The organism is Pseudomonas sp. K8 (assembly GCF_014889455.1).
GTDB classification, from domain to species: Bacteria; Pseudomonadota; Gammaproteobacteria; order Pseudomonadales; family Pseudomonadaceae; genus Aquipseudomonas; species Aquipseudomonas veronii.
Genome location: NZ_VJWO01000002.1, coordinates 132,517 through 150,450, shown reverse-complemented (window position 1 = coordinate 150,450; position 17,934 = coordinate 132,517). Strand labels below are relative to the sequence as shown.

At 60.3% G+C, this 17,934-nt stretch carries 13 protein-coding genes; all 13 read left to right on the top strand.

Features of this window, described 5'->3' with window-relative positions:
• Positions 1 to 20: 20 nt before the first annotated feature.
• The 13 genes from INT12_RS02065 to INT12_RS02005 all read left to right on the top strand — a co-directional run bounded on the left by INT12_RS02065 (position 21) and on the right by INT12_RS02005 (position 17,856).
• On the top strand, positions 21 to 962 hold the full coding sequence (locus tag INT12_RS02065) for an acetaldehyde dehydrogenase (acetylating) (RefSeq protein ID WP_193040071.1): 942 nt from the start codon (positions 21 to 23) through the stop codon (positions 960 to 962).
• Positions 963 to 972: 10 nt separating this feature from the next.
• Positions 973 to 1,989 carry a 4-hydroxy-2-oxovalerate aldolase gene (dmpG, locus tag INT12_RS02060; protein WP_193040070.1) on the top strand — a complete coding sequence of 339 codons (1,017 nt, stop codon included), beginning with the start codon at positions 973 to 975 and terminating at the stop codon, positions 1,987 to 1,989.
• A gap of 100 nt (positions 1,990 to 2,089) precedes the next feature.
• Positions 2,090 to 4,069, top strand: a complete 1,980-nt coding sequence (locus INT12_RS02055; protein WP_169883849.1) for a methyl-accepting chemotaxis protein — start codon at positions 2,090 to 2,092, stop codon at positions 4,067 to 4,069.
• A gap of 273 nt (positions 4,070 to 4,342) precedes the next feature.
• Positions 4,343 to 5,383, top strand: a complete 1,041-nt coding sequence (locus INT12_RS02050) for a YCF48-related protein (protein ID WP_102616958.1) — start codon at positions 4,343 to 4,345, stop codon at positions 5,381 to 5,383.
• A 34-nt stretch (positions 5,384 to 5,417) separates the two neighbouring features.
• Positions 5,418 to 7,793: an efflux RND transporter permease subunit gene (locus tag INT12_RS02045; protein ID WP_102616957.1), complete on the top strand. Its 2,376-nt coding sequence runs from the start codon at positions 5,418 to 5,420 to the stop codon at positions 7,791 to 7,793.
• Between the two features lie 63 nt (positions 7,794 to 7,856).
• Positions 7,857 to 9,461, top strand: coding sequence for a DUF1302 family protein (locus INT12_RS02040; RefSeq protein ID WP_102616956.1), 1,605 nt, complete (start codon positions 7,857 to 7,859; stop codon positions 9,459 to 9,461).
• 17 nt (positions 9,462 to 9,478) lie between these two features.
• Complete coding sequence (locus tag INT12_RS02035) at positions 9,479 to 10,756, top strand: DUF1329 domain-containing protein (protein WP_226925946.1); 1,278 nt, start codon at positions 9,479 to 9,481, stop codon at positions 10,754 to 10,756.
• 212 nt (positions 10,757 to 10,968) lie between these two features.
• Positions 10,969 to 12,009 (top strand): alcohol dehydrogenase catalytic domain-containing protein, encoded by a 1,041-nt coding sequence (locus INT12_RS02030; RefSeq protein WP_309474169.1) that lies wholly within the window; start codon positions 10,969 to 10,971, stop codon positions 12,007 to 12,009.
• Positions 12,010 to 12,063: 54 nt separating this feature from the next.
• Positions 12,064 to 12,603, top strand: coding sequence for a cupin domain-containing protein (locus tag INT12_RS02025; RefSeq protein WP_226925945.1), 540 nt, complete (start codon positions 12,064 to 12,066; stop codon positions 12,601 to 12,603).
• 446 nt (positions 12,604 to 13,049) lie between these two features.
• Positions 13,050 to 14,048 (top strand): AraC family transcriptional regulator, encoded by a 999-nt coding sequence (locus INT12_RS02020; RefSeq protein ID WP_102616954.1) that lies wholly within the window; start codon positions 13,050 to 13,052, stop codon positions 14,046 to 14,048.
• Positions 14,049 to 14,198: 150 nt separating this feature from the next.
• Positions 14,199 to 15,533: a Rieske 2Fe-2S domain-containing protein gene (locus tag INT12_RS02015; RefSeq protein ID WP_102616953.1), complete on the top strand. Its 1,335-nt coding sequence runs from the start codon at positions 14,199 to 14,201 to the stop codon at positions 15,531 to 15,533.
• A 56-nt stretch (positions 15,534 to 15,589) separates the two neighbouring features.
• Entirely contained in the window at positions 15,590 to 16,453 is an 864-nt protein-coding gene (locus INT12_RS02010) for an alpha/beta fold hydrolase (RefSeq protein WP_102616952.1), read from the top strand.
• Positions 16,450 to 17,856 carry an amidase gene (locus tag INT12_RS02005; RefSeq protein WP_169883851.1) on the top strand — a complete coding sequence of 469 codons (1,407 nt, stop codon included), beginning with the start codon at positions 16,450 to 16,452 and terminating at the stop codon, positions 17,854 to 17,856. Before INT12_RS02010 ends, INT12_RS02005 begins: the two co-directional genes overlap by 4 nt.
• Positions 17,857 to 17,934 lie beyond the last annotated feature (78 nt).

Genomic DNA, 17,934 nt, shown 5'->3' with positions numbered 1-17,934 from the left:
AACGTTAAGAGCACATCACCATGAAGAAACTCAAGGTTGCCATTATCGGCTCGGGAAACATTGGCACCGATTTGATGATCAAGATCATGCGCCACGGCAAGCGCCTGGAAATGGCGGCGATGGTCGGCATCGACCCCAACTCCGATGGCCTGGCGCGTGCTGCGCGCCTGGGGATCGCGACGACCCACCAAGGGGTGGTCGGGTTGACCCAAATGGACGTGTTCAAAGACATCGACTTTGTCTTCGATGCCACCTCCGCCTCGGCCCACGTGAAGAACGACGCGTTCCTGCGTTCGATCAAGCCGGGCATTCGTTTGATCGATCTGACGCCGGCGGCCATCGGCCCGTATTGCGTGCCCGTGGTCAACGGCGCGGAGCATGTCGACAAGCTCAACGTGAACATGGTCACCTGCGGCGGCCAGGCGACCATTCCGATGGTGGCGGCCGTCTCGCGCGTGGCCAAGGTGCATTACGCCGAGATTATCGCGTCCATTGCCTCGAAATCCGCCGGTCCTGGAACCCGGGCCAATATCGACGAGTTCACCGAAACCACCAGCAAGGCGATCGAAGTGATCGGCGGTGCCGCCAAGGGTAAGGCGATCATCATCATGAATCCGGCCGAACCGCCGCTGATCATGCGCGACACGGTGTTCGTGCTGTCCGAGGCCGCCGATCAGGTCGCCGTGCAAGCCTCGATCCTGGCGATGGAACAGGCGGTCAACGCTTACGTGCCGGGTTATCGCCTCAAGCAGCAGGTGCAGTTCGACGTGATCCCCAAAGACGCGCCGCTGAACATTCCGGGCCTGGGCCGGTTCTGCGGGCTCAAGACATCCATCTTTTTGGAAGTCGAGGGCGCTGCCCACTATCTGCCGGCGTATGCGGGCAACCTCGACATCATGACCTCCGCCGGCATGGCGACAGCCGAGCGCATGGCTGAAGGCATGCTGAGCGGCGAGGCCTGAGGAGATGAGCATGACTGACAAGAAACTCTATATTTCCGATGTGACCCTGCGCGATGGCAGCCACGCCATTCGTCATCAGTACTCCATCCAGAACGTGCAGGACATCGCCCGCACCCTGGATCAGGCCCATGTCGATGCCATTGAGGTCACTCACGGCGACGGGCTGCAGGGTTCGAGCTTCAACTACGGCTTCGGCGCCCACAGCGACCTCGAATGGATCGAAGCGGCAGCGGACGTGATCGAAAACGCCAGAATCACCGTGCTGTTGATTCCCGGCATCGGCACCGTGCATGACCTCAAGGCCGCCTATAACGCCGGCGCGCGCTCGGTGCGTGTGGCCACGCATTGCACCGAGGCGGATGTCTCCAGGCAACACATCGAGTTCGCCCGGGAACTGGGCATGGATACCGTGGGCTTTCTGATGATGAGCCACATGATCGAGCCCGAGCAGTTGGCCGCCCAGGGCAAACTGATGGAGTCCTACGGCGCGCAATGTATCTACATGGCCGACTCCGGTGGCGCGATGAACATGCAGGATATTCGTGCCCGCATGCGTGCCTTCAAGGCCGTGCTGAACTCCGAGACTCAAACCGGCATGCATGCCCACCACAACCTCAGCCTGGGGGTGGCCAACTCCCTTACGGCGGTGGAGGAGGGCTGCGATCGCATTGATGCGAGCCTGGCGGGCATGGGCGCGGGGGCCGGTAATGCCCCGCTGGAAGTGTTCATCGCTGCCGCCGAGCGTCTGGGCTGGAATCACGGCACCGACCTCTATCGCCTGATGGATGCCGCGGATGATTTGGTGCGTCCATTGCAGGACCGTCCGGTGCGGGTCGATCGTGAAACCCTGGCGTTGGGTTATGCCGGTGTGTACTCCAGTTTCCTGCGCCATGCCGAAGTGGTCGCCGCGAAATATGGCCTGAAGACCCTCGACATCCTTGTCGAGTTGGGACGCCGGCGCATGGTCGGCGGCCAGGAAGACATGATCGTGGATGTCGCTCTGGATCTTCTCAAGCGAAGCGCTTGATCCTCCGCTCCTTTTTGCCGTGCTCGTCACGGCTTTTTTTTTCGAGAATTTTTCACAGACACTCGCAGTGGTTCCGTCCCGGTCGAGAGGAGGTGTCCTGATGCTGTCCAACTTGACGATGACGAAAAAGCTTTTGCTGACGGTCCTGCCCATCACCTTGTTGATTTATGTGGCCACCGTGTTGCTGGTCTATCAGTCGAGCAAAGCGTCCACCGAAGCGCTTGCCGAAGTCGCCGTAGACGCGATTGCAAAGCGCCAGGCGACGGAGATCAGCGACTATTTCAATGTTTCTCTGTACTCGGCGCGTAACACGGCCCGACTGCTGGGGGCCGAGTTGATCGACGGCCAGTTGCAGGATCGGCGCATCGCTGACCAGATGATCGAGTCCTTGCTCCGCAGCACACCCCAGGCCACCGGTATCTGGTGGGTGCCGAGCGGCTCGCCGGACGACCAGGCGGTGCTCTGGCTGCGCGACGGCCAATCCCTCAACCCGGCGTTGGGGGATCAGCGCCAGGCCCTGATCGCGGCTCTCGGGCAGAGCGCCGGCGAGCGGGAAAATGTGGTCCCGCTGCTGCACCTGAGGAGCGCCGGTGAGGACAAGGTGATGATCGCGGTACTGGTTCCGGTGCGTGACAACGGACGGGTAGTCGGCAGCCTGGGTATTGGCCTGGATGCGGCACAGTTGCAGAAGCGGGTTGCCGAACTGCATCCACTGGAGGTCGGAGTTGCGGTGTTGCTTGCCAATGACACGACCCTGGTTGCCCACCCGGACCCGAGCCGGGTGGGGCGCACGCAAGCTGAGAGCGAGGGCGACTTCCTGGGCGATCATATTAAGGTTGCCACCGACGCGGTACGCAGTGGCGTCGCCGTGACCCTGCGTTTTATCTCGCCGGCGATGGCGCAAGAGGTTTTTATGCTAGTGACGCCGGTGACGATCGGCGATACCGGCACGCCGTGGTCGCTGGGGCTCGCGTTTCCCAGCTCGGCGCTGCTCGGCGGGGTCAAGACCCTGGCGTTGCAGCTTATGCTGCTCGGCGGATTTGCCGCATTGGTGTTGGGCGTTACCGTGTTTTGGCTCGGGCGGGCCTTGTCGCGGCCGCTGGAAGCCGTGGTGCAGGCCATCCAGCAACTGGCATCCGGCGAGGCTGACCTGTGCTTGCGCCTGCCGGCCAAGGGCGATGATGAGCTGGCAACGCTGGCGCGCGAGTTCAATCATTTTCTCAGTGCCATGGCTGATCTGGTGTTTGAGATCAAGGGCACCAGTCTCGCGTTGCAGAAAACCTCCTCCGAGTTGAAGGACGAAAGCAGCACCTCTGGCCTGACGGTGGATGCGCAGCGCGATGAAGTGGAGCAGTTGGCGACTGCCATGCAGCAGATGGCAGCGACGATCGAGGAGGTCGCCGGCAACGCCGGGCAGGCGGCCCAGGCCAGTGGCGAGGGCGACCAGGCCGTCGCGCGCGGGCAGGCCACGGTGTCCCGGCTGGTGGAGGCGATCAACCAGGAAGCGCAAACGCTCGAACACGTGTCCGGCTTGGCCACGCAACTGGACGAAGCCAGCCAGTCGATCGGCACCATCGTTGCGGTGATCAACACGATTGCCGATCAGACCAACTTGCTGGCGCTCAACGCGGCCATCGAGTCGGCGCGAGCCGGCGAGCAAGGCCGCGGTTTTGCCGTGGTGGCTGGCGAAGTACGGGCGCTGGCGCAGCGCACCCACATCTCGACCGAGCAGGTGAACGGCAGCGTCAATTTGATTCAGGAGCGCACGCGTATGGTGGTCGATATCATCGTTAAGAGTCGCGGAGCTTCTCACGCCAACGTTGTCAGTGCGCGAGAGGCCAGTGAGGCCTTGCAGACGCTGTCGCAGGTGATCGGCCAAATGCGGCATATGAGCGAGCAGATCGCTACGGCCACTGAAGAGCAGGCGACCACCAGCGAGCTGCTGTCGCGCAGCCTGGTGACGATCGCCGATTCCGCGCAAAGCGCTTCGCAGAGCGCTCGCCTGGTCAATCAGCGCAGTGGCGACCTGGATCAAAGCGCCACGCGACTCAACGCGTTGGTCAGTCGTTTCAAGCTCTGAATCCGCCCGGTGGCGCGGTATACTGCGTCGCCGCAACCTCTCCCGAGGTTTCGTTCAAGTCATTGATTAAAAACAAAAAATAAATAGGCACGAGCGTCCATGGGTGACGCTCGCACGCCTGTGCGCCGCCTTGAAAATTGACTCGGATCATTAACATGCACTGGACGGATAAGCCCAGCAGTAGACGGATAGTTCGTAGGGGTGTGGGCACCTAATGTGATCGCTAGCTTCGCTATCAGCTTCCGGATAGCGATTTACGTATGGATCCGTCTCATGTCGAACCTTTCTACCCATGAACACATCCTCACGCAGGTTCCCGCACCAAGCGTGGGCGCGCGTCCGTTGAAGCTCATCGTGATGCTGCTTCCCTGGACCATCATCGCCGCGCTGCTGTGGGCCGGGCTCTTCATTCATCCACAGCCGGTGGGCGGTACCGTCGCAGCGTCCGCCCTCGAGCGCCGCGATCAGTTCTATGGCCTGGCAGAGTTGCCAGGCGGAGCGCTATTGGCCAGCGGTTCATACGGCAAGATCCTGTCGATCAGTCGCGATGGCCAGATCCGCCGCGTGAACACGCCAACCCGTAACACCCTGCAGGACATCGCTGTCTGGGATGCCGAGCATGCGGTGGCGGTCGGTAATGACGGGGTGATCCTGTTCAGTGTTGATGGCGGGCTGCACTGGGATCAGGCGGTCGATGTGCCGCGCTCGGAAACGGCTAACAAGCTCAACCGTGTCCGCCTCGGCGCTGACGGGCTGGCCATCGCCACTGGCGAGATGGGCGCGGTGTTGATCAGCCGCGATTTTGGCCGCCACTGGCAGCGTCTGCGTGACGAGGAGGATGTGGCGTGGAACGACGTGGCGATTCTCGACAACGGCCAACTGGTGTTGGTGGGCGAGTTCGGACGCGTGTTGCTCGGCAACCTCGAGACCGGGCAATGGCGAGAGGTTGAGTCGCCACTGTCCCGCTCGCTGATGGCATTGACGTTCCGCGATGCGCAGCACGGCATGGCGGTCGGCCTGGAGGGGGCTGTCATGGAAACCCGCGACGGTGGGCAGCACTGGGACGTTATCGACGTCGGCCTGCGCGATCACCTGTTTGATGTGGCCTGGCTGCAAGAGCAAGGCGTTTGGTTTGTCACCGGCGCGTTGGGGCGCTGGGCCAGTGGCGATGCCAAGGGTTGGCAATCCGGGACCCTCGATGCACAGAACCTGTCCTGGCATGTGCGGGCGCTGCCCGTGGCCGGCGGCCTTTGGTTGGCGGGTGCCGATATCGGTCGCTGGGACGGCAAGGTCTGGTCCCTGCTGAAGCCCTGAACCCCTAGTTGCGTAGTCTAAACGAGAGCTTTCCATGATCGAGCGTATAGCCGAATTCTGCATCCGGCGCGGTGCCTGGGTTGCCAGTGGCCTGTTAGGTATGACATTGGTGCTGGGCTGGTTCGCCCTGCACATCGAGGTTCGCACGGTATTCGAAGACATGCTGCCGTCACGGCATGAATACGTGCAGACCCACGAAAAATTCAAAGACACCTTTGGCGGCTCGAACATCGTCACCATTATGTTCGAGGTCGATAAGGGCGATATTTTCCAGGCCTCGGTATTGGAAAAAGTCCGTGAAGTGACATTGGGGCTGCGTGAAGTCTCGGCGGTCAATCCGTACCAGATCACCTCACTGGCCTCGAAGAAACTCAAGGAAGTCCGGGCGTCCACGGCGGGGATCGAAAGCCTGCCGCTGATGTGGCCGGACCTGCCGGCCAACGCCGAGGCCATGGCCGCGCTCAAGCAGGCCGTGCTGCGCAACCCCTTGGTCTATGGGCCTTATGTGTCCAAGGATCTGCAGGCGACGTTGATCACGGTCGACTTCATCGACAATCAGGTCAACTACAGCAAGGTCTTCCAGGAAATCCACAGCCTGATTGCCCGCGTCGATGATGGCACGGTGCATATCCGCGTGGTGGGCGATCCCATACTGTATGGCTGGGTAGGCCACTACCTTTCGGAAACGTTCCTGCTGGTCGGCATCGCGCTGCTGGTCACTCTGGTCATGCTGTTCGTCCTTCTGCGCACGTGGCGCGGGGTGCTGTTGCCGCTGCTCGCCGGTGCCGTCAGTGCATCCTGGGCCTTGGGCATCTGCCATCTGCTGAACATCAGTTTCGAGCCCCTGGTGATCGTGGTGGCGATGTTGATCACCTCGCGTGCCGTGTCGCACTCGGTGCAGATCGTCAACCGTTTCGATGATGAGTTGCAGCTTTTGCCGGCGCACGCGGACACGGCAAAAATCGCAGCTCGCGTCGCCCTGGCCGACCTGTTCAGGCCCGGCATGCTGGGGGTCATCGCTGACGCGGCGTGCATGGCGGTCGTCGCCCTGAGCCCGATCCCGATGCTGCAGAAACTCACGGTGCTTGCGGTGGTGTGGGTGCTGACCCTGACCGTCAGCGCCGTGATCCTGACACCGGTGATGCTCTCGTTCATCCGCAGGCCGCACGGGGTGGTGCATCCGCTCAACTGTATTCCGCTGCTGAATAAGGTGCTTGACCTGGCGACCTGCGTGACCTTGTCGCGCGCTCGTTACGGGGTGCTGGCGAGCACCTTCGTGGTGGTGGTGTGTGCGGGCCTTTATTCGCTGAACCTGAAAATCGGTGACGCCAATCCGGGTTCGCCGATCCTCTGGCCGAAGTCGGAATACAACGTCGATTCGGCGGCGATCAACGCGCGCTTCGAAGGCGTGGACCGCATGTTTGTGGTGCTGGGGGAAGACGGTCATCCAGGGCTGATCAAGAGCAACGAAGCCCTGCACGCGATGAATGGCTTTCAGCGTTTTATCGAGGCGCAGCCTGAGATCGGCGGCTCGCTTTCACTGGCCGATGTGCTGCCACAAGTCAACGTCAGCCTGCGCGAAGGCAACCCGCGTTACCTGGAATTGGGCGATACCAGCGCGATCAACGGCAGCCTGGTGGCCATGCTCGACTCGGTGTCCGAGCCGGGCGATATCTCGCGTTTTGCTGACGACCACTATGCCAACGGTGCCGTCACCGTGATGTTCCGGGATCGCCAGGGCGAGACCATCCGGACCGCCATGGCCCGGATCAAAGCGTTCATCGCGCAAAACCCGCTTGCCGAGGGGCAGTGGCACCTGGCGGGCGGACTGATCGGGGTCATGGCGGCGGTCAACGAGATCATCCTCTCCAGCCAGATCGAAGCCATTGCGCTGGCCCTGATGGTGCTGGCCCTGATCTGCACGGTTGTGTACCGCTCCTCGATGGCGGGCATGGTGTTCATGGTGCCGGTGATCATTTCCAACATGCTGACGTTTGCCTTCATGACCTGGAAGGGCATCGGCATGAGCATCAATACCGTGCCGGTCGCGGCCTTGGGGATTGGGCTTGGCGTGGATTACGCCTTCTACATCGCCGATCGCATCAAGGAAGAAATCGCCAACGGAAAAAGCGCCGAGGAGGCCGTGCGTATTTCCCTGCATTCGTCCGGTATGGGCGTGATCGTGACGGCCAGCGTGCTGATTTTGGCCACCCTGTTGTGGTGGGCGTCGTCGCTGCGCTTCCAGGCGGAAATGGGCCTGCTAATGGCGATCTGGCTAAGCGCTTCAGCGTTCTGCGCGCTGTTCGTGATGCCATCGCTGATCTACGTGTTCCGTCCTCACTTCATTTTTGGTGAGCGCGGACAGTCGCTAGCCGCCAGTCAGCCGAACACAAGGATTGAGCTGGGTTGAGGCGAAAAACAAAAACAAGAGCATTCATTCAACCGCTGCCATTACTTACTGGGGAGTACATCCATGGGCAATCCGATTCGGGGCATGCAACCACTGACCTCGTTCAACAGCATCGCGACGGCTATCGCACTGGGCGTGGTTGCCACGTCCGCGCTCGCTGACGATACCTTCACTTACGACGGTTACCTGCGCCAGGAAATGTCGTGGAACATGAAAAACTGGGAGGACACCCCCAGTTATAACGACCGCGGCAAGCTGTCGATGATGCGCAGCACCGCGCGCCTGAACTTGCAGTGGCAACCCGGCGACGACGTCTCTTTCGTCGCCAAGTTGCGCGGGGTGCGGGAGGTAGAGACCGACTTCCTCAGGCACTTGGAGAAAATGGGCGCCAATAACTATCACGAGGCCGACGGCACCGGCGATATCACCGACCTCTACGACAAAACCGACATCCGTGAGCTGTACGTGGATTTGCCGCTGGGCGAACGCACCAGGCTGCGCTTCGGTAAACAGCAGATCGCCTGGGGCGAGACGGATTTTTTTGCCGCCAACGACCTGGTGCATGGCTTCGACGATACCTGGCGCTCGTTTTTGGAGCCGGCCAACGAAGAGCTGCGCAAGACCAACATCATGGCCAAGTTCAACATCGATGTGCCGGAGTACAACGGCGGCATTGAACTGTTCGTGCGTCCGGGCTGGGACCGCAAGAATGACATCGGTACCGAAATCGACATCTACGGGGGGCGCTGGTCGAGTCAGCCCTATGCGGGCGTGGATTTTCGCAATATCGACCCGTACAACTACAAAAGCGACGAAGGCAGCGTCAATGACGTGACCGGTGGTATTCGTTGGAGCGGACTTTACGGCGACGCAAACTACTCGTTGTCGTACCTGAAAACCTACTACAACGCGCCGATTCTAAACCCGTCGAACAACCTCGCCCTGTTTGGCATGCCAGATGTCTCTTCAGGCGCAACCTCCAAAGGCACTGACCAGACACGTGGCCTGGCGGGTGAAATCATCTACCCGCTCGTCGACATCTTCGGCTTCACCGCCAGCCGTTACTCCGATCTGGCCGACGCGGTGTTCAGTACCGAGGTGGCTTATATCAAGGACGCGCCGTACCAGTTTCAAGCCAAGACGCCGACCATGCTCAGCCAGTACATCGCACCGGGTTTTGATGGCTATACCAAGAAAGATGTCGTTGCGATGATGCTGCGCATGGACAAGAACATCGCCGCCACGCAAACCTGGCTGGGCACCGAAAAACCGATGTTTTTCTCCGTGCAACTGTTCGACAAGTGGGTGCAGAACTTCGATAAGGACGACCAACTGCTGTACAGCGTGGGCTGGGGTGGCAAGGTCAAGGAGCACTCGGCCATGGGCACCACGATCTTTGATCTTAGCTACGCAAACGGGCGTGTTCGACCACAGCTCGTGCTCGGTGCCGATCTGAGCAACGGCGGTGGTTTTGCGGTGCCATCGGTGACCTTCGAGCTGTCCAGCAAAGTCCGCTGGAAAGTCGAATACGATGCTTTCTGGGATAGCGGGTCTCACGATTCCAAGAACTGTCAGCCGGGCAATCTGGCGACGTGTGACACCACCACGCTGTTTGGCTACTTCCATAACCGCGATCAGCTGTACACCAGCCTGACCTACCTCTTTTAAGTCCAATCGGAGACTCCATGATGGCTATGTTTTGTCATGCCCTACGCACCCCGTTCCTGGCCGGCCTGATCACTGCCTTCGGCAGCCTCGCCAGCCTGGCCATGGCTGCTGAAGTACCGGTGGGCACGGTTATTTCGGCGGCCAACCTCGATCATATCAAAGGCAATACCTTCGAAGGTCACACCATCGCCAGTCTGTTGACCGAGAAGATGGAATGGCGCATCCGCAACGATGGCTGGAAACTGCCGCTGGCCGCTTCCAAGGAAGTGCCGCTGGACCCCCGTTGGGTCAAAGCATCCAATGCCAACGCAGGCAAGACCTCGATCAACCGTCAGGAATGCCGTATCGACGGTTGGGGGGCGGGCGCACCGTTCCCGAACATCGACATGAAGGACCCGGAGGCCGCCGAGAAGATCGTCTGGAACTGGCACTTGGGGCAACTGGTGGGCGATGTCTCGCAAGTGCCGGGTTACACCCAAGTACTGATTGATGGCAAGAAAGGCGTACACGCAGAGCCGGTGGCTGAGTTCACCCGCTACGCCATGAGGGGGCGTCTGACAGGGGGCAGCACGGTTGAAGGGGATGGCAGCGAGCGCGGTCGGCAGTTGCTGTACTTCAAGTCGCCGTCCGACATGAAGGGGCTGGGCACTTACACGGTTATGTATGACTCGGCGAAAGTGAACAGCGTGTGGGCTTATATCCCGGCGGTCCGCCGCGTGCGCCAGCTGTCGGGAGGTGCCTGGATGGATCCGGTAGGCTCATCCGACCAGTTGCAGGACGATCTGGAAATCTTCAACGCACGTCCATGCTGGTACCCGGAGTACAAACTGCTGGGTAAACGCAGCATTCTGGCGGTGACTGCGAGCAAGACCGGGACCGATATCTGGAACAAGGAAGGTAAAACATTCGCCGAGCGTTATCCGGTGCTGCAGAACGAACCCCCTTACTGGAACATGAGCGGCAACAACTATGAAGTGCGTGAAGTCTACGTCATCGAAGCCATTACGCCGTCCATCCACCCTTACAGCAAAAAGGTGCTGTACATCGATGTGAAATACCCGCGTATTCACTACGGTGAGGCTTACAACCGCAAGGGCGAGTTCTGGAAGTTCATGGAGTTTCAGTCCTATGCCAACGTCACTGATGGCGATATCCGCACCACCGCCGGGGAAGTCATTGATTACCAGCGCAACCACGCGACGGTCTCGCTGATTGACACCTCCAGTTGGCGGACCAACTTCGTCGCCAAGCCCACCGACTTTTCGTTGCAGGCATTGCAGGGCGCGGGTCACTGACGTCTGACCCTCCATCTTTATCTGCGTCCGTTGCCCGCGCCCCTGGCGGTTCGGGTAATGGATGAGTCCCTGGTTCATTACTAATAGAACGATAATGACGGGGTCGCCTCGGCCTTGCGCCGTTCCTGCGACCCGAGGAGTACTGTGTGCCTTTGATGCAAGCAGCCCGTCTTCACGAAATAGGCGGCCGATTCATACTTGACCGTATCCCTGTGCCCTCTCCCGGTCCTCACGATGTGCTGATCAAGGTCGCGGCCAGTGGGGTCATTCCTAACCTGAAAAACGTCACCACCCATTTCCCTGAGTGGTATCCCTTTTTACCACTGCCCGAACTGCCCGCCATTTTTGGCCTGGACTCGGCCGGAACGGTGGCGGCGGTCGGTTCGGCAGTCACGGTGTTCAAGCCCGGGGATCGGGTCTACGTCAATCCGGGCATCGGCTGTGGCGAGTGTCGCTGGTGTCGTGAAGGGGATGCGCCGCGTTGCCAGGCCTATACCTTCATGGGTTACTTCGGATTCGGGCCGGGCTCGCAGCAGGTCTTCAAGCGTTATCCCTACGGCGGTTATGGCCAATACATGACGGCCCATGGGAACAACCTGGTGCGTCTGCCCGAGTGTCTGAGCTTTGCCCACGCTACCCGCTTTGGCTATCTGGGGACTGCGTATTCGGCCATTCGCAAGGCGGCCCTGCGCCCTTCGCAGAGCGTTCTCATTCTTGGGGCAAGTGGAACCCTCGGCGTCGGTGCGACCCTTCTTGCCCTGGCATTCGGTGCTGCGAAGGTCGTGGTCGTCGCCCGCGATGCCGACGCCCTGGAACGGCTCAAGACCCTTGATCCACGGCGTGTCATACCGGTGCTGATAGGGGGCGGCGCGATCCATGAGCAAGTGCTGGCGCAGGTACCGGGCGGCGTTGATGTGATGCTCGATACCCTTGGGGCCAAGGCTCCTGCGCACTTGTCGGTGGATGCCATGCAGGCCGTCGGCCGTGGCGGTCGGATCGTGCAGATTGGCGGCGTCGCCGGTCCTATCCCGATTGATCCTCACCCCTTTATGTGTGCGCAACTGCACTACATCGGCTCACTCTGGTTCACCACCGCAGAGGCCGAGGAAATGGCCTGCATGGTCGAGTCCGGCATCCTCGATCTGTCGCTGCTCGAGTCGCGCGCCTATCCGCTGGAGCGCCTCAACGATGCGTTGGACGATATCCAGACCCAGGGCAATGGCTTCAGCAATTTTCACATCGCTTACCAATAATCCAAGTGGGGGCGGCACAGTGGTGTACGTCACCCCGTCACAGTGGAGAACGCCATGATGCGAGCACAGCGTGTAGTGACTGGGCATGACGCCCAGGGTCGTTCCTGCGTCGTCAGTCACGGCCCGATTGCCGGGGACGAGTCCTTCACCCATATCCCGGGCTTTAGCGCCGCTCTGGTCTGGAAGGCCGATGCGCAGCCGCAAGTCGGTGGCGAGGCGCCGGATCCTCTCAGCCATGTGACTTCGGTGTTGCCTGCCGTGGCGGGCACCAGCTTCATTCTCGTGAGCTTTCCGCCGGAATCGACCAAGAGGTCGGTGGAGGCCGATCCACTGGCTGCCGATGAGATGAATCGGCGCGTTCCGGGTCTGGCGCAGACCTTCGAGGCGGATGCGCCGGGTTTTCACCGCACCGATACCATTGATTACGGCGTCATTGTCGACGGCGAGCTGACCTTGCTACTTGATGACGGGGAAAGTGCCTTGCTCAAAGCCGGTGATGTGGTGGTGCAGATGGGGACGCGACACGCCTGGCGTAACACCGGTAACAGTCCGGCACGGGTGATGTTCGTCATGGTCGCTGCCGTTCGTTGTTGATGTGATCGCAGGTCATTCCCAAGGGCAGATCGTCAGGGGCGATCAGTTCTCTGGGGTGTCTATAACTGTTTGATTATGTGGGGCTATTTTTAGGCTCGGCGCCAATCGCGTGAAGTTCTGAAGTGGGTGTTTCATCGGTCGTCTCAATACTGATATTTGCGCGTTCAGGCACGTTAAATGCTTGGTTCGAGGGGTGGTTATCCAAACCTGAGCCAAGTGATACTCAAACGGTGAGGCGCACAGGGTTCCTGCGAGGTGATTGCCTCGTGCCTTGCGACGATTGCACCTCGCTACGCACTGAAACCGTGCGTATTGGCGCAGGATGGGTGGCAAAGGGTTCAGCCAACGACTGCGATAACAAGAATGATCGGCGGCATGTACTGTCGATCTTATAAACCGTGTGTTAGTGCGATCTGGATGCCTGGCCAGGTCGCAGAGGGTTATTCATGGAACAGCTTAGTTTCCGCCCGGTCACTGCTCCTGAGGCCGTACTGGCGCGATACGAAATTTGTCGGACCCGTGACATTGAAGAGGCCCGCCAATGTGGCGAAAAAATATTCTGCGAAAACCACCTCTGTAACCTGGACGCCAAAACCTCGCTAGACGCCAGCATTTTTTACCGTCGGGCGGGGGGGATCGGCATTGGCCGAATGAGTTATGGCGGTGCCTTGACCATCAAGCCGGGCGTACTCGATACCTTTGCCTTGATCCAGATGCCGATCCGCGGTGAGGAGCAGATTCAGTTAGGCGATCAGAAAGTGGTGTGCAACCCCAGCATGGGCACGGTGATCAACGCCCACACGAAATCACTGATCAACCACCGTCCCAACACCGAAAAACTGATCATCCGTATCGAGCGCAGCCTGATCGAGCAGCATTGCCAGCAGTTGCTGGGCCGCACCCTGGCGAAAAACATTGAATTCGAGTCTGCCATCCCGATCGCGAGCGAATCGGGCGCACGCTGGTTGCGTATGGTGAGCTGGGTGTATGACTGCCTTTCGCTGGATGACGAGCTGTCGCCCTTGATGTCTGCCCAGTTGGAAAGCGGTCTGGTGCATATGCTGCTGACCAATCAACCGCACAACTATTCGGCGGAGATTTTGGCCGACGCGCCCTCGCTTGCGCCGTCGTTCGTCAAGCGTGTCGAACGCTACATCGAGGACCACGCGCACGAACCGATCACCATCATCGACATGGCCGAGCACGCGGGCGTCAGCAGTCGTTCGTTGTTCGCGGGCTTTCGGCGTTACCGCGATACATCGCCCATGCTGTACCTCAAGGAAATACGTCTGCGTCGCGTCAATGAAGAGCTGCTGCGGCTGAGTTCGGGCAACGAAACGGTCACCGCGGTTGCCTTTCGCTGGGGGTTCAATCACCTGGGGCACTTCACGACGGATTACAAACGCCGTTTCGGCGAAAGTCCTTCTGCAACCCTGGCGCGTTGAGCGCGCCGTCATCCGGCAGGCCCTGCATCTTTCTTGCGCTGCAAGGATAGGCGAAACGGTATCGGGATCGTCAGTCTTCCTGGAGGTTCTTAGGATGATTGCAACAGCGCCGCACAGGGCGGCGCCGATCCTGTTAGCAAGGGAATCCGTATGTCCGAGCAACCTATCATTCGTCGGCGCATCGTCAAAACCGGTATCAGTGATGCCCGTGTCAACAACTCCAAGACCCAAAGCCAATACCAACCTTACAAAGACGCGGCCTGGGGCTTTATCAATCACTGGTATCCGGCCCTGTTCACCCATGAGCTGGCCGAGGATCAGGTTGAGGGTATCCAGATTTGCGGCGTGCCCATTGTCTTGCGTCGCGTCAACGGCAAGGTCTATGCGCTCAAGGATCAGTGTCTGCACCGTGGTGTGCGTCTTTCCGAAAAACCGATGTGCTTCACCAAGAGCACTATTTCCTGCTGGTACCACGGTTTCACCTTCGATCTGGAGAGTGGCACCCTGGTGACCATCGTCGCCAACCCGGACGACAAACTGATTGGCACCACCGGCCTCACGACTTACCCGGTGCATGAAATCAACGGCATGATTTTCGTATTCGTGCGCGAAGACAGTTTCCCTGATCAAGATGTGCCGCCGCTGGCCGATGACTTGCCGTTCCGCTTCCCGGAAAACAGCGAAGTCTTCCCGCACCCGCTGTGGCCGGCTTCGCCGAGCGTGCTGGATGAAAATGCCGTGGCCCTGGGCATGCACCGCACCGGCTACGGTAACTGGCGCATCGCATGTGAAAACGGTTTCGACAACGCTCACATCCTGGTGCACAAGGACAACACCATCGTTCACGCCATGGATTGGGTGCTGCCCCTGGGCCTGTTGCCGGCCTCCGACGACTGCATCGCCGTAGTCGAGAACGAAACTGGACCCAAAGGGCTGATGCAATGGATGTTCACCGACAAGTGGACGCCGGTGCTGGAAAACGACCTTCTGGGGCTGAAAGTGGATGGCCTCAAGGGCCGTTTCTACCGGACCTCTGTGGTGCTGCCGGGCGTGCTGATGGTGGAAAACTGGCCAAGCGAGCACATGACGCAGTACGAGTGGTATGTGCCGATTACCGACGACACCCACGAGTATTGGGAAATCCTCGTGCGAGTGTGTAACACCGATGAAGAGCGTGAGAAAAACCAGTATCGCTACGACCGGGTGTACAAGCCTCTTTGCCTGCACGGTTTCAACGACTGCGATTTGTATGCCCGCGAAGCCATGCAGAATTTCTACACCGATGGGACCGGTTGGGACGATGAGCAACTGGTGGCGACCGATATCTCTCCGATCAGTTGGCGTAAGGTGGCTTCGCGCTGGAATCGCGGGATCGCTAAACCGGGACGTGGTGTTGCCGGTTCGGTGAAGGATTCCAGCCTGATCTTCAAGGACACCGCCGACGGTCATCGCCCAGGCTACAAAGTCCGTCAGATCGAGGACTGAGGTGACTGAGCCGGCGTTTTTCATCCCGCGCCGGCTCACTTTCGGGGGAGCCCTCTATGCCCAAGTCAAACCCGCCAGTCAGCCAGTTTTTATCGGTCGATGGCGTTCGTCTGCATTACCAAGTCGTTGGCCAAGACACTCCTCGATTGCCCGTCATATTTACCCATGGTGGTGGTCCGGGCAGCACGGCCTGGAGCAATTTTCGTCTGAGTGCCGAGACGTTCTCGGCTCGGCATCGGTGCTATTTCCTCGATTTTGCCCAGTTCGGCCGCTCGGATATGGTGCCGGTTCACGGGCCTGTGTTGAGTTGGCATGCACGTAAATTGCTGGGCTTCATGGACGCTCTTGGTCTGGAGCGTGTGCATCTGATCAACCAGTCTCTTGGCGGCGCGGTGGCTTTGCGTCTGGCCGTGGACGCTCCGCAGCGCGTTGGTCGGCTGATCAGTATCGGTGCGCAGCCCGTCGATCGCGGTGTCCTGCAACCGTTGCCGCTGTTCAGCAAGCAAGCGGCGACGTTGATGAGTGACTACTACCTCGCGGGTGACGGTCCGAGCCTCAGCAAGATGCGTGTGCTGCTGGGACGTTATGAGCTACACCGCGATGAACGGCTGGACGATGAAAACCTGCGCCTGCGTTTCGAGGCCAGTGATAACGCCGGCTTTATCCAACTGCTGCAAACCCCTGGTGCATTCGGCGAGTGGGAGAACCTGCTGCCAGTGCTGGATCGGGTTCAGGCTCCCACCTTACTGTGCTGGGGGCTTCATGACTGGTTTGGCGGTGTCGACGTGCCGATGATGATGCTCAATCGCTTGCCCAACGCCTGCCTGCACGTATTCGGCAACGCTGCCCACCACCTGCAGAGCGAGTGCCCGGATGAGTTCAATCGCCTGGCCTCGAGCTTTATCGGAGCACATGAATGAACCTGCCAAACGATCTGCATTACCTGGAAATGCATGAGCTGTCGCTGTTGATCCGTAGCCGCAAGTTGTCGCCGGTGGAGGTGACCGAAGCGCAACTGGCACGCATTGCCGAACTGGACCCAGGTCTGCACAGCTACGCCCGGGTGACGCCGGAGCTGGCCTTGCAACAAGCGCGAGCGGCGGAGCAAGAGTTGGCTGACGGTACCTGCCGCAGTCCGCTGCATGGCATTCCCCTGGCGTACAAGGACCTGTTCGACACTGCCCAGGTGGTGACCGCCGCAGGCATGCCGTTGCACGCGTCGCGCATCCCTGATCAGGATGCCACCGTCGTCTCGCGGTTACGTGACGCCGGCGCGGTGATGCTGGGCAAGTTGCAAATGACCGAGGGCGCGTTTGCTCTGCACCATCCCGACATTCCTGCACCGAACAACCCTTGGCACCCTGGGCATTGGGCCGGTGCGTCGTCCAGCGGTTGCGGCGTGGCCACCGCGGCGGGACTGTGTTACGCCTCGATCGGTAGCGATACCGGCGGCTCGATTCGTTTCCCCTGTGCCGCCAACGGCCTGACCGGATTGAAGCCGACCTGGGGGCGAGTCAGCCGCCAGGGGGCCTTTGAACTGGCCGCCAGCCTCGACCACGTCGGGCCGATGACTCGCAGTGCGCGCGATGCGCTGTTCCTGCTGTCTACGATCGCCGGCCATGACCTGCTCGATCCCACCTCCCAGCCCAGCGTGTGCCTGGAGGTTCCCGGCATCGACGACAGCTTTCGCGGGTTGCGCGTCGGGATTGACGAGCGTTGGCTCAGCGATGGCGTGGACCCGGTGATCCAGCAGGCGTTGCAGCAGGTCATGGCGATGATCCGTGACGGTGGCGGCAAGTTGCTGAGCATTCGGATGCCCGACACGCGCGCCGTCAGCCAGAATTGGGAGGCCCACTGCGGCGTACAGACTGCTGTGGCGCATGCCGATACCTACCCGCTGCACGCCAGCCAGTACGGCCCGGCCTTGCGGCGGCTGATCGACGGCGGGCGCGAGTTGAGCGGCATGGACTATCAGCGAATCCTGTTGGACGCTCAGCGATTCACCGGGCAGCTCGAGGTGCTGTTGTATGAACTGGACTTGCTGCTGGCGCCGGTTCAACCCTATGCCGCGCCAACCCACGAGCAACTGTCCAGCCTGGCATCGGACCCTGAGGCCAACCGTCGCCTGATCCAGTTCACCGCCCCTTTTAACGTCAGTGGTCATCCCTGTATCAGCCTGCCGATTGGCCTGACCGCAGGCGGTCTGCCGATGGGCGGGCAGTTCATCGGGCGCAAGGGCGGCGAAGCCACGCTGTGCCGCGCGGGTATGGCGGTGCAGCGGGTCAGCGATTGGCATCGCCGACGACCGCAGCGACTGACATGAGGTGCAACGATCCCTTGTCCACTCACTGAGTTTTTCGGATCAGCGCTACGCCATCGGCGTTCGCGAGGAGCGGGTATG

Bases quoted from the DNA above. Each gene is read 5' to 3' on its own strand.
- INT12_RS02025 (WP_226925945.1), top strand. From the start codon at position 12,064: ATGATGCGAGCACAGCGTGTAGTGACTGGGCATGACGCCCAGGGTCGT.
- INT12_RS02050 (WP_102616958.1), top strand. From the start codon at position 4,343: ATGTCGAACCTTTCTACCCATGAACACATCCTCACGCAGGTTCCCGCA.
- INT12_RS02055 (WP_169883849.1), top strand. From the start codon at position 2,090: ATGCTGTCCAACTTGACGATGACGAAAAAGCTTTTGCTGACGGTCCTG.
- INT12_RS02065 (WP_193040071.1), top strand. From the start codon at position 21: ATGAAGAAACTCAAGGTTGCCATTATCGGCTCGGGAAACATTGGCACC.
- INT12_RS02035 (WP_226925946.1), top strand. From the start codon at position 9,479: ATGATGGCTATGTTTTGTCATGCCCTACGCACCCCGTTCCTGGCCGGC.
- dmpG (WP_193040070.1), top strand. From the start codon at position 973: ATGACTGACAAGAAACTCTATATTTCCGATGTGACCCTGCGCGATGGC.
- INT12_RS02010 (WP_102616952.1), top strand. From the start codon at position 15,590: ATGCCCAAGTCAAACCCGCCAGTCAGCCAGTTTTTATCGGTCGATGGC.
- INT12_RS02005 (WP_169883851.1), top strand. From the start codon at position 16,450: ATGAACCTGCCAAACGATCTGCATTACCTGGAAATGCATGAGCTGTCG.
- INT12_RS02015 (WP_102616953.1), top strand. From the start codon at position 14,199: ATGTCCGAGCAACCTATCATTCGTCGGCGCATCGTCAAAACCGGTATC.
- INT12_RS02045 (WP_102616957.1), top strand. From the start codon at position 5,418: ATGATCGAGCGTATAGCCGAATTCTGCATCCGGCGCGGTGCCTGGGTT.
- INT12_RS02020 (WP_102616954.1), top strand. From the start codon at position 13,050: ATGGAACAGCTTAGTTTCCGCCCGGTCACTGCTCCTGAGGCCGTACTG.
- INT12_RS02040 (WP_102616956.1), top strand. From the start codon at position 7,857: ATGGGCAATCCGATTCGGGGCATGCAACCACTGACCTCGTTCAACAGC.